This window comes from Clostridium tunisiense TJ (genome assembly GCF_000300195.1).
Classification (GTDB): Bacteria; Bacillota; Clostridia; order Clostridiales; family Clostridiaceae; genus Clostridium_J; species Clostridium_J tunisiense.
This window is the reverse complement of record NZ_AMQH01000016.1, coordinates 77,108-88,919: the sequence shown is the minus strand read 5'-3', so window position 1 is coordinate 88,919 and position 11,812 is coordinate 77,108. Positions and strand designations below refer to the sequence as shown.

Below are 11,812 nucleotides of genomic sequence, written 5' to 3'. Positions count from 1 at the left end.
CAAATATGGAGTGTGTATTTTTGGTTGACAAGTGGAGTTAGGTATTGCTATTATAAAAACAAATAAATAAATTGTTTTTATGTTTAGATAAAATTCTAATATGAGGTGTAAATATAATGCCAAAGTTTACAGAAGCAGAAAAAGAAAAAATTAAATTAGAAATCATGGATATAGCTCACCAATGTTTTATAGCAAAGGGGTTAAAAAATACATCTATTGAAGAGATAACTTCTGCTGTGTCCATAGCAAAGAGTAGTTTTTATGTTTTTTTTGAATCAAAGGAGATGCTATATCTTAAGCTTTTAGAACATGAAGGACAAGAAATTGAAAAGAAGGTTTGGCCCAAGGTTAAAAAAGCAAAAGATGTACCCTCTGCAATTAAGATTTATTTGCATGCAATGGCTTTAGAATTAGAGTCTAAAGTATTAACACAAAGATTGATTACTAATCTAGAAGAATATAATTTAGTAGCTCGTAAGGTAGACCAAAAATACACAGCAACCAACACCTTAAGAAGCATTGTTCCACTAATGGAATTTATCAAGAAAAATAAGGAATTGAAGAACTTAATCAATGAAGAGGTTGAAGTTATAGCTGGAGTTATTCGAGCTACATTAGCAATGGTAATTCACAAAAGGGATGCTAGTGAAGAAACTTATCCTAAAATTCAAGAAATTCTTTTTAATGCTGTAGCAAATGAACTTACAAATAAGGCTTTAAGGAGTGAATAAATAAAAAGATTAATCATGAAAACCTATATCTTCTATGACAACATTATAAAGATTATAGCAATATTTACTGTAATTATGATTTTTATATTGAAAGAACTATTAAGTTAAAGAGGGAGAGGAAATGTTATAAAAGAAGGCTATTTATAAGAAATAATAGTATTTAGGAGTGATTTAAATGAGTAGAACACAAGAAGTTATGGAAATAGCAGAAAAAAATGGTCTAAAGCTAAAAGAGAATACTTTAATATTCAATGAGTCAGGTCTCGACTTCCAAGTTGTATTTGCCAATGATTTAGACGGAAATCATTGGACTTTACGGTTACCTAGACGTGAAGAGGTTATGGTGAGAACAAAGGGTGAAAAAAAAGCATTAGATTTGATAAATCAATGTATTACAAGCTTTGAAGCACCAAATTGGACCATTTATACAAAGGAGCTCATTGCTTATAAGAAATTAAAGGGTATACCAGCTGGGACAATTGATCATAACATAGGTAACTATGTTTGGGAAATTGATATTAATAATGTACCAAAAGAATTTCATGAAACTCTAGGAAAGGCACTGGCAGAACTTCATGGTATCCCAAAGGATATGGCTGAAAAGGCTGGATTAGTTGTCCAGACACCTGAGGAAACAAGACAGTCAATGAAACAGCGTATGGATGCAGTGAAGGAAAAGTTTGGAGTTGGGGAAGCACTGTGGAATAGATGGCAAGAATGGGTGAATAATGATGAAATGTGGCCAAAGAAAACCGGTGTTATTCATGGTGATATCCATGCAGGTCATATTTTAATTGATAAAAATGCAAAGGTCACAGGAATAATTGAATGGACTGAAGCAAAGATGACAGATGTATCAAATGATTTTGTATTTCATTATAAAGCCTTTGGTGAACAAGGTCTTCAATCTCTAGTTGAAGCATATAAAGCAGCAGGGGGTTACTATTGGCCTAAAATGAAGGAGCATATCATTGAATTGGTTACTGCCTATCCCGTTGCCATTGCTGAATTTGCGATAGTATCAGGGGTTCCAGAATATGAAGAAATGGCAAAACAGGCATTACATGCAGAGGACATACCCCACAAAGTGGTGCAGGAAATGTCGGATAGGTAGTTTCAGTCTCTGTTAATCTATTGATATGAGGAGGTCATAACATGGATTCAATTAAAAATATGAACAAAGCACTTAGTTATATTGAAGAAAATCTTGATGGTGACATTGATTTGAAAGAAGTTGCTAAGATAGCTTTATGCTCACAATATCACTTTCAAAGGATGTTTTCTTTCCTTGCAGGAGTAACCCTATCAGAGTACATCAGGCGTAGACGACTAACCCTTGCAGCCTTTGAACTTAATAACAGTGATATAAGAGTTATTGATGTTGCAGTAAAATACGGCTACAGCTCAGCGGACTCCTTTGCAAGAGCTTTTCAAGGGTTACATGGAATAACTCCTTCTGAAGCTAGAAACAAGGGTCAATGTCTGAAATCCTATCCAAGAATGACCTTCCAATTATCAATACAAGGGGGAAATGAAATGAATTATCGAATTGAAGAAAAAGAAGCCTTTTCAATAGTTGGCATAAAGAAAACAGTGCCAATAGTTTTTAACGGAGTAAATCCAGAAATTGCTGCTATGTGGCAAAGCCTAAACATGGAGATGATTAAAACACTTAAAGAACTTTCAAATGTGGAGCCAATGGGCCTAATAAGTGCATCAGTGAACTTTTCAGAGGGAAGAATGGAAGAGAAGGGCGTGCTTGATCACTACATTGGGGTAGCAACAAATAAGCAGTGCCCAAAGGATTTAGCAGAGCTTACAGTGAAACCTTCAACTTGGGCTATATTTGAGGCAGTAGGACCTTTCCCAGAGACACTACAAAATGTCTGGGGACGCATTTACTCTGAATGGTTTCCATGTTCAAATTATGAAATAACAGAAGGACCTGAGATACTGTGGAATGAGAGCAAAGATACAACTTCTCCAAATTTCAAAAGTGAAATATGGATACCAGTGAAGAAAAGAAAGTAGCTAAGGATGAAAGAGGAGAATTATAATTAGCTTGTTATAGTCTTGCTCTTGAATATTCAGCACTAGGGGACTTAATTAGTAAATTTATAAAAGCTGTAGAAATATAGAACAGGTAGGCAAAACTTCTTAAAAATTTTACAAGTATTTAAGTAAAATTGAAGTTGAGCCTCCTGTTACTCTATTTAATGGAAAAATATCCTGTTATAATAACAGAATAGAGATTTAATAATGAAAATAGAGATAAAACTAAAGGAACATACTAAATGGAAATGAGTAAGGAAAAGAGGTGGTGCTTTGTCAAAAAACGATAATATGCTAGCCATTCTGTGGATGCTGAATTCAGGAGAAAAAATAACGGCTAAGCAAATAGCAGAAAAATTAGAAATAAATATAAGAACAGTTTACCGCTATATAGATTCTCTCTGCGCCAGCGGGGTACCTATAGTATCCGACACAGGTCAGAAGGGTGGTTATAGTTTATTGAACAATTTTATCAGAGCACCTTTGTTTTTTTCAGTTGAAGAACAAAAGGCTATACTTCAAGCGGCTACATTTGCAAAAGAAGCTGGATATCCTTTTAGTGAATCCTTAGACAAAGCTACAGAAAAGTTAAAGATGTATTCTAATGTGGAACAGGAAAAACTACTGGATGATCATTTAGCTACCTTTGATGTAATAAATCGTGTTTCTGACCCTAAGGTTAAGGTTACATTACGGGAACTTGAGCAAGCTGTAGTGAATCAGCATTCTGTTGAAATTGTGTACCGAACAAGTAAGGAAGAGCAACCAAAACAAAGAACTATTGACCCTTATGGAGTACTTTATTGGAATAACAAATGGTACACTGTGGCATTTTGTCATCTTAGGAATGAAATCCGCAGTTTTAGAGTTGAGAGGATTTTAGACATAAAACATATTAAAAGGGACTTTATGCGTCCAGAAGACTTTTCAGCAAGAGAGTTTTTTATGCAAAGTATTTTACCCCACCAAGAAGGTAAGGCAGAAATGGTTTCATTAGTTATAAGTGGTAGGGCAGAAGCCTTGGACGATCTGTGCAATCATTGGTTTTTAGGGCATCATCTTGAAGAAAGGACTTTAAATGAAGCTACTTTTTTACTTGATGAAAGAGTAATTCATAAATACGTACCATATTTTCTCTTATCCTATGGTAAAGCTATTCAGGTGATAAAGCCTGAAACCTTGAAAAAGGCATTGGTTTATGTTACAGCAGAGTTAATGGAATATTATCAAAGTTAACAGCTTCACTGACAGCAGTTGTCAGTGAAGCTGTTTTATAATAAGTATAACAATGAAGAAAGGTATTTCGTGAATTTAAAGGAGGAAGAATTATGAGTAAACATATTGGAGTAACTGGTAAATACACAAAGAACGGAATCCCAAAGGGCTTTACAACTATAACACCATTTATTGTAGTAAAGAATCCCAGAGAAGCAATAAAGTTCTATAGCAGTGTTTTTAACGCTAGGATTAAGGATACTACTGAATTTACTGATGAAAGTGGAAACAAAATAATTGCTCATGCTGAATTAGACTTTGGAAATGGCTGTTTACAGTTAGGTGCAGCTAACCCAGCATATAAATTAATGTTGCCGCCAACAGGGGATGAAGCTTGCTATTCTTTGGCAATTTATGTTGATGAAGTAGATAAGGTCTTTGAAAATGCAGTGGAAAGAGGGGCAAAGGTTAGAGAGCCCATTGCTAACTTTGTTTCAGGGGATAGATTTGGAAGCATTTTAGATCCTTTTAACGTAAGATGGACCATCATGACTAGAATCGAAGATTTATCAGAAGAAGAAAGCAGCCGTAGAGTAAGAGAATGGGCTGACAGCTTTAATAAAGTTGAAAAGTAAAACTATATATTCAATTAGAAGTGGAAGTTTTTCAGTACACATAATGAACTTAAGTGAATGCAATTTATAGACATAAAAATTAAGAAAGCACATTGATGATTTTATCAATGTGTTTTTTAATTTTTGTGTTTTTAATTTTTCGGAAGTTTTACAAGAAAATGATGTAGAAAATTTTATTCAGACTAGGGGGGATTGATCTCAGGGTTAAGGATTTGCCTGTTTGATTTTAGTCTTATTTGCATGCATTTATATAGAGAGAAACTATATGGAAAGTTAAAGTGTTTTATCTCTAGGTTATTGAGAATACTCAACTTCATTTTTATAATCCCTAGTATTATTTTAAATCTTGCTGATAAAAATAAAAAAGTGTATTGACATCAGCACTACTGCGTGATACTATATAGCTGTAGTAAGTAATACTGAATACCAGTAATACAGAATAGCAAGGAGTGGTTACATTGGAGAACCTTACGGAAATGCTTAAAGGAGTGCTAGAAGGCTGTGTTCTAGAAATTATCAGCCATGAAGAAATATATGGCTACGAGATTACTAGGAGGTTGAATGCATTGGGATTTTCGGATGTTGTAGACGGCACAGTTTATACCATCTTAGTACGACTTGAAAAAAACAAGCTAGTGGAAATTACGAAGAAACCATCGGATATGGGACCACCGCGAAAGTTTTTTAACCTCAACGATGCGGGGCGTGAGGAACTGAGGAGGTTCTGGGAAAAATGGGAGTTCGTATCATCAAAAATTAATGAGTTAAAGGAGAAGAAATAATGAATTTTTGGGAAAAAATCACGGGAAGTGACATTACTAAAGAATTTAAAACTTTTGAATCCCGAGCGAAAAGGCTGCCTGCTGATTATCAAGGGGCATGGGAAATAATTAAAGCAAATCTTTGGTCCCACTCAGATTTCACTGGTCGGAACCTTATGCCAATTCTTGATGGTGTCCTTGGACTACTGGAGGAAACGGCAGCGGATGGACAGAGCATCCAGGAGGTTTTGGGTGACGATATCAAAGGCTTCTGCTTAGCCCTAGTGGGTGAAGAAGGGGCAAAGTCTTATCGTGACAAGTGGCGAGAGCAACTTAATAATAATATTGCTAAAAAGTTAGGTAAATAGGAGGATGAAATGAGAATACAAGATATAATTGAAGGCAAAAAAGAATGGAAAGCCCATGTGGCTCGTGTTAAAACCCTTCCACAAGATTATCAGATTGTTTATAAAGAGATTCAAAAATATCTCTTTAAGGTGGGTCCAGTTGAGTTAACTGATGGCATCGATTTGTTATCAGGGATTATAGATCTTTTTGAAGAGGGTGTAACCTTGGGTAAAGGTGTCCTTGAGGTGACGGGTAGAGATGTAGCAGCTTTCTGCGACGATTTAATCAAAGATTCAAAAACTTATGCTGACATCTACCAAGAATCTGCTAACCAAGAAGTTAATAAGGCCATGAAAAAGGTAACAGATAAAACAAAGTAAAAGTGAGATATGGGATGGAAAAAGCAATTAAAATAGAAAAATCTGCGCTCCTCCCAATGTGGGAGTACATTGAATTGCAGCTTAATGGTTGCAGGTATAAAAATTATAGTGGTTAACAACAACCTGAAGTAAGGGGATGGTACAGTGTGTAAATATGAGTGGATATTATGCCCAGTGTGTGGTAACAAAACAAAGGTGAAGATAGGTGTTGATACGGTACTTGAAAACTTCCCGTTATTTTGTCCTAAGTGTAAACAAGAAACCATAATAAATGTAAAACAAATGAATATATCAGTTATCAAAGAGCCAGACGCTATGACGCAGAGCCGATAACCGTGAGTAAAATCACTGTTGTCGGCTCTTTTTTATGATAATTCTCTAGCTGCATTGAAAAAGTTAGACGCAGCTTTGAGGAAGGTTACTATATTGTAGGGGAGGAAAAGAAAATGAAAAAAAATATTATAGAAGTTAAAGGGGTAAAGAAAGCTTATAAAGATGTAGAAGTACTTAAGGGAGTGGATTTTGAAGTAGAGCAGGGGGGCATCTTTGCACTACTAGGTTCCAATGGAGCAGGAAAAACAACCATGATTAGAATTATGGCTACTTTACTTAAAGCAGATGCTGGAAGTGCTCAGATCAATGGTTTTGACATTGAAAAAAGTCCAGGAAACATTAGAAGTTCCATAAGTCTTACTGGTCAGTTTGCTGCTATTGATGAAATTTTGACAGGTCGTGAAAATCTTCAAATGATAGCAAAACTTAGACATCTTAAAAACCCAAAGGTGGTAGCTGATGAGCTAATTAAACGTTTTGGTATGGCAGAAGCTGCAGATCGCAGAGTGGGTACTTACTCTGGTGGTATGAAAAGAAGAATTGATATAGCAATGAGTCTTGTGGGTAATCCAAAAATCATTTTCCTAGATGAGCCAACAACAGGGCTTGATCCAGAAGCACGTTTAGAAGTTTGGAAAATTGTAAAAGAATTATCAGCTACAGGAACTACAGTGTTTTTAACCACTCAATACTTAGAGGAAGCAGAACAACTTGCAGATAAAATTGCTATTCTTCATGGAGGAAAAATCATTGCTCTAGACACACTAGAAGGGTTGAAAAAATTATTTCCACCTGCAAAGGTTGAATATGTTGAGAAGCAACCTACCTTAGAAGAAATATTCCTAACAATCATTGGCAAAAAGGGGGATAAATAAATGGAATCAATAAAAAAATATTTTTTAAAAGACATGAGTGTTATGTTTGGACGTTCTATGCGTCATATTTTTAGAAGTATGGATACAATTATTACAGTTTGTATTACACCAATTGCTATGATGCTATTATTCGTTTATGTATTCGGGGGTGCAATTAAGACTGGTACAGAGAATTATGTTAATTACCTATTACCAGGTATAATGTTAATGGCTATTGGTAGTGGCATTGCATATGTATCTTACCGATTGTTTATAGATAAAGAACGTGGTATTTTTCAGCGTTTTCACTCTATGCCTATAGCTCGTTCTACAGTATTATGGGGACATGTATTAACTTCATTAATTTCAAATGGAATTTCCGTAATAGTGATTATACTTGTTGCATTATTAATGGGCTTCCGCTCTTCAGCAGGAATCTTAGAATGGTTAGGAGTCTTTGGAATTCTTGGGATCTTTACACTTGCTTTGACTTGGGTGGCTGTAATTGCTGGACTTGCTGCTAAAACACCAGATGGTGCAGGGGCCTTCTCTTACCCAATCATTTTCCTACCCTTTATCAGCTCTGCCTTTGTACCAACAGATACTATGCCTTCGGTAGTACGTGTCTTTGCAGAAAATCAACCTGTAACCCCTATGGTAGAAGCTATTCGTAATTTATTAGCAAGTAAGCCCGTAGGAAATGATATATGGGTTGCCCTTGCGTGGTGTATTGTAATAATGTTGGTAGCTTATAGCTTTGCCATGAAGGCTTATAAAAAATTGTAAGTACTGGGTTTGACATCACTCATATATAAAAGTTAATATTTTCACTGAATTTTACCCCTCCACAGGTGTTTATAGGAACATATGGAGGGGATTTTCTTTGGAGAGATATGGATGAGTTTAGAATATTATCAAAAGAAAAAAGGATATTTCATTACTGAAATAGGAGAGATAAAGAGATTCAAACACCTTTGAATTTCTATTCCAATACTGGGGTAAAAATATAAAAACTAGGATTACTACCACTATTTACCCTTGCATATTCTTCAGAAGGTTATAAGTTCCCATGCTTAGTAATATAAATAACCGTACCCTTGAGTACGGAACATAGAGTGAAAGAGAAGGATAAATTTAATACTTCATTTTAAAAGACAATTGAGATCTTTGTAATAAAAAAGCATGAGTACCATAAACATATTTTAAGTATAGTTGAAGATTTGTTAAGGAAATTGTAAATACTAAAAATAATATGATAAAAAGGGGTGAGGAAAATGAATAAACAAAGGACTTCTCGGCTTAAGCTATTTATTTTTACAATTCTACTCCTGATTTTAGCCTTGGTGATTGGTATTAATGTCTTAAAAGAAAAAAGTTCAGTTAATGAGGAATCAAATATAACTGACCACAACAGTGGTAAACCATTAGATTTGGATAAGGATGAGATTTCAAAACTTGAGGAATTAGTTAAGAAAACATTTTCCTTAGCTAAGGAAGGTAAAGTTCCTAATATTTCTTTTGTTTCTGGGAAAACACAGTGGAAGGAAGTTAATGAACAGTCGGGAAAATCAAATCATATTTCGGAAACAGCTGAAGGTAGATATGAAGAGTATGAAAATCGTCATGTCACTCTTGGTTATACTCATGACATTGTTAATGATATAAGAAATTATAATCCTGAACTACAAGCCATTTCTTTAAAAGAAATCAAGAAAATTGGTGGAGAACCTAATGATCTTAGATATTATAAGGATTCAACCTATGATCAAATCATACTTGTCTATCATATAACTACTTCCACTGAGTTATTATGGGTTTTGCCAAGACCTACAGATAAAGAACCAAACCCAAAGGTAGACCATAGTTCACTCTACTCACAGATTGATGAAAAATCTAATGAACAAGGAAATCAATATATTTCTGAGGAGGTTTCTAAAATGGACTTGGAAGAAAAAATTGGGCAAATGATCTTTGCTGGGGTCTCTGGAACTACAATGGATACTGGAGCACAAAAATTAATAAACCAATTACATGTTGGAGGAATTATTTTTTATAAGAATAACTTTGAAAACCCTACACAAACTGTTGAACTTGTGAATCAAATAAAAGCTGAAAATAGTTCTAATATACCCCTATTTCTAGGTGTTGACCAAGAGGGTGGACGTGTCATAAGATTACCAGGGGCACTTACTAATTTTCCTCCAAACAAACAGATTGGAGAGGTAAATAACTCTGAATTTTCTTATAAAATTGGAAGACTTTTAGGCTATGAGTTAAAAGAATTTGGCTTAAATCTGGATTTTGCACCTGTTCTTGATATTAACAGCAATCCCAATAACCCTGTGATTGGTGACAGATCCTTTGGAAACAACCTAGAAATAGTAAGTAAACTTGGCATTGAAACCATGAAGGGGATACAGTCTCAAAAGGTTATTCCAACAATTAAGCATTTTCCAGGCCATGGAGATACAGCAGTGGACTCTCACCTTGAACTGCCAATTGTAAATAAAACCCTTAAGGAACTTATGAAACTAGAGTTAATCCCCTTTAAGCGTGCCATGGATGAAGGAGCAGAGGTTGTGATGGTAGCACATATGTTAATACCTAAATTAGATAAAAATAATCCGGCTTCTATGTCAAAGGTGGTTATGACGGATGTTCTTAGAAAACAACTTGGTTTTACTGGGGTAATCATAACGGATGACATGACAATGGGGGCTATTGTAGAGCATTTTGATATTGGCAAAGCAGCAGTAGAATCAGTAAAGGCTGGGAGCGACATTATCTTAGTAGGCCATGGCTATGATAATGTTGAAAAAATCCAATCCGCTTTAAAATCAGCTATTGAAAAAGGAGAAATCTCGCAACAAAGAATAAATGAAAGTGTGGAAAGAATTATTAAGTTAAAAAGAAAGTATGGTATTAAGGATGAGAAGGTTGAAAATCCAGACATAAATGGCATAAATCAATTAATTGCAGACCTTCTAAATAAGTATTTACATTAGCTATTAAAATCCTTTTTAATGTGTGTTTTTTATAAAAATTGAAGTATGTTTTATGATCCTTCAGACTAAATAGTTTGGGGGATTTTTTTATTATATAGGAAATTCAACTTTTTTGCCATGGCAAAACACCTGGAAGGCCTTGGAGTTTCAGGGTTTCAGAATGCATGTAAAAATGTGTAAGTAATCACTAGCTTTTATGAGGAAGTGTGAAAACACTCATTTGTCCTTTGGGTGGAACTCTCTGAGGATTATTAACATAGGTTTTCATTGATAGCTTAACATGTTACCACCTTGACCTGATTGAGGTTTAATGAAGTTTAGACTTACTAATTTTTGCTAATAAAGAAGAAAATGAAAAAAGTTAAACAAAAAACTCTTGCACCTCACCTTACGTTAGGCTGTAAGATTTATTTACTACCTTATATAGCCTTACGTAAGATATGGATTCCATCATGCAATTTTAAGATTATTCATGGTCATATACCTTTAAGGGAGCTAGGGAAGGACTTATGTGTAATTTACGTTTTAACTCTGGTTTCCGGTATTTGAAGAAGTAACTTAGAAACTTATCAATAGAAAAATTACGAGAAAACTAAAAAACTTAAGAAAGGACTGAAATAAAATGAATAATTATATTTTAAAAACCTTAGCATATAACAAAGAAGTTAGAATTTTTTTCCTGGAAGGTACAGATATGATAAAGGAAATCTGTAATCATAAAAATATTGTCAAGACTTTAAAAGATGCACTAGGAAAAACTGTGTCAATTGCAACTTTAATATCTGCAACCTTAAAAGGAAATCAGAGAGTTAGCATAAAGGTTAGTGGAAGTAATAGAAAGCATAAAATTTTTGCAGACGCTGATTCCATGGGAAATATCCGAGGATATATAAGTGATGAATTATTAAATGTACCAATGGATAATATAGATAATTTATCCATTGAAGATTTAATAGGACAGAAAGGCTGTATCCAAGTACTTAAGGATTTAGGAATGCATAGTATTTTTACTGGCATAACAGATATGCCTTATGGGAATATTGTTGATGATTTTTCCTATTATTTCAAACAAAGTGAGCAAACTGATTCATTTTTTTCAATAAATATGGTTTATAATGAAAATAATGAAGTTATATTATGTAGAGGTATAATGGCTCAATTGCTTCCTGGTGCACCTATTAGTGTTATTGATACCATTAAAGAAATTATTTTTGAAAATCACTCAATTTTGTCAAACTTAGGACATAGTGAGAGTTTAAAAGAAATACCGTACTTATTATTTGAAGATATTGAGATAGTTGAGCAGTATCCAGTTAGATTTTTTTGCGGATGCTCAAAAGAAGGTTTTTACCCTATGCTATACTCTCTTAGTAAAGAAGAGTTAGTAGATGCATTTCAAAATAAAAAGTCCATGGAGATTGTTTGTAATGTTTGTGGTAAGAAATACTCTTTTAGTTCCCAGGAAATAAAAAATCTTATACAATAGATAAAAGTTTAG

The 11,812-nt window shown here is 34.3% G+C and carries 13 protein-coding genes; all 13 read left to right on the top strand.

Features of this window, described 5'->3' with window-relative positions; genetic code table 11:
* Nucleotides 1-116: 116 nt before the first annotated feature.
* The 13 genes from C661_RS0117110 (at nt 117) to C661_RS0117045 (ending at nt 11,800) form a co-directional block, all read left to right on the top strand.
* Nucleotides 117-731: a TetR/AcrR family transcriptional regulator gene (locus C661_RS0117110; protein WP_017416574.1), complete on the top strand. Its 615-nt coding sequence runs from the start codon at nt 117-119 to the stop codon at nt 729-731.
* Nucleotides 732-906: 175 nt separating this feature from the next.
* Nucleotides 907-1,845, top strand: a complete 939-nt coding sequence (locus C661_RS0117105) for a macrolide 2'-phosphotransferase (RefSeq protein WP_017416573.1) — start codon at nt 907-909, stop codon at nt 1,843-1,845.
* Nucleotides 1,846-1,886: 41 nt separating this feature from the next.
* Nucleotides 1,887-2,762 carry an AraC family transcriptional regulator gene (locus tag C661_RS0117100; RefSeq protein ID WP_017416572.1) on the top strand — a complete coding sequence of 292 codons (876 nt, stop codon included), beginning with the start codon at nt 1,887-1,889 and terminating at the stop codon, nt 2,760-2,762.
* 294 nt (nt 2,763-3,056) lie between these two features.
* A complete protein-coding gene (locus tag C661_RS0117095) occupies nt 3,057-4,019 on the top strand; it encodes a helix-turn-helix transcriptional regulator (protein WP_017416571.1) in 963 nt (320 codons plus the stop codon).
* Between the two features lie 92 nt (nt 4,020-4,111).
* On the top strand, nt 4,112-4,633 hold the full coding sequence (locus C661_RS0117090; protein ID WP_017416570.1) for a VOC family protein: 522 nt from the start codon (nt 4,112-4,114) through the stop codon (nt 4,631-4,633).
* A 458-nt stretch (nt 4,634-5,091) separates the two neighbouring features.
* The gene (locus C661_RS0117085; protein WP_017416569.1) at nt 5,092-5,415 is read left to right on the top strand and encodes a PadR family transcriptional regulator; all 324 of its coding nucleotides are present in this window, start codon (nt 5,092-5,094) and stop codon (nt 5,413-5,415) included.
* On the top strand, nt 5,415-5,762 hold the full coding sequence (locus tag C661_RS0117080; RefSeq protein WP_017416568.1) for a DUF1048 domain-containing protein: 348 nt from the start codon (nt 5,415-5,417) through the stop codon (nt 5,760-5,762). The genes C661_RS0117085 and C661_RS0117080 overlap by 1 nt, the downstream gene beginning before the upstream one ends.
* Before the next feature lie 9 nt (nt 5,763-5,771).
* Nucleotides 5,772-6,122, top strand: coding sequence for a DUF1048 domain-containing protein (locus tag C661_RS0117075; protein ID WP_017416567.1), 351 nt, complete (start codon nt 5,772-5,774; stop codon nt 6,120-6,122).
* A 144-nt stretch (nt 6,123-6,266) separates the two neighbouring features.
* Nucleotides 6,267-6,455, top strand: coding sequence for a cysteine-rich KTR domain-containing protein (locus tag C661_RS0117070; protein ID WP_017416566.1), 189 nt, complete (start codon nt 6,267-6,269; stop codon nt 6,453-6,455).
* Nucleotides 6,456-6,568: 113 nt separating this feature from the next.
* Nucleotides 6,569-7,330, top strand: a complete 762-nt coding sequence (locus C661_RS0117065; protein ID WP_017416565.1) for an ABC transporter ATP-binding protein — start codon at nt 6,569-6,571, stop codon at nt 7,328-7,330.
* On the top strand, nt 7,331-8,095 hold the full coding sequence (locus tag C661_RS0117060) for an ABC transporter permease (protein ID WP_017416564.1): 765 nt from the start codon (nt 7,331-7,333) through the stop codon (nt 8,093-8,095).
* A gap of 488 nt (nt 8,096-8,583) precedes the next feature.
* Nucleotides 8,584-10,314 (top strand): beta-N-acetylhexosaminidase, encoded by a 1,731-nt coding sequence (nagZ, locus tag C661_RS0117050; RefSeq protein ID WP_017416563.1) that lies wholly within the window; start codon nt 8,584-8,586, stop codon nt 10,312-10,314.
* Nucleotides 10,315-10,936: 622 nt separating this feature from the next.
* Nucleotides 10,937-11,800 carry an Hsp33 family molecular chaperone HslO gene (locus C661_RS0117045; RefSeq protein ID WP_017416562.1) on the top strand — a complete coding sequence of 288 codons (864 nt, stop codon included), beginning with the start codon at nt 10,937-10,939 and terminating at the stop codon, nt 11,798-11,800.
* Nucleotides 11,801-11,812: the final 12 nt, after the last annotated feature.

Bases quoted from the DNA above. Each gene is read 5' to 3' on its own strand.
- C661_RS0117110 (WP_017416574.1), top strand. From the start codon at position 117: ATGCCAAAGTTTACAGAAGCAGAAAAAGAAAAAATTAAATTAGAAATC.
- C661_RS0117105 (WP_017416573.1), top strand. From the start codon at position 907: ATGAGTAGAACACAAGAAGTTATGGAAATAGCAGAAAAAAATGGTCTA.
- C661_RS0117100 (WP_017416572.1), top strand. From the start codon at position 1,887: ATGGATTCAATTAAAAATATGAACAAAGCACTTAGTTATATTGAAGAA.
- C661_RS0117090 (WP_017416570.1), top strand. From the start codon at position 4,112: ATGAGTAAACATATTGGAGTAACTGGTAAATACACAAAGAACGGAATC.
- C661_RS0117080 (WP_017416568.1), top strand. From the start codon at position 5,415: ATGAATTTTTGGGAAAAAATCACGGGAAGTGACATTACTAAAGAATTT.
- C661_RS0117075 (WP_017416567.1), top strand. From the start codon at position 5,772: ATGAGAATACAAGATATAATTGAAGGCAAAAAAGAATGGAAAGCCCAT.
- C661_RS0117065 (WP_017416565.1), top strand. From the start codon at position 6,569: ATGAAAAAAAATATTATAGAAGTTAAAGGGGTAAAGAAAGCTTATAAA.
- C661_RS0117060 (WP_017416564.1), top strand. From the start codon at position 7,331: ATGGAATCAATAAAAAAATATTTTTTAAAAGACATGAGTGTTATGTTT.
- nagZ (WP_017416563.1), top strand. From the start codon at position 8,584: ATGAATAAACAAAGGACTTCTCGGCTTAAGCTATTTATTTTTACAATT.
- C661_RS0117045 (WP_017416562.1), top strand. From the start codon at position 10,937: ATGAATAATTATATTTTAAAAACCTTAGCATATAACAAAGAAGTTAGA.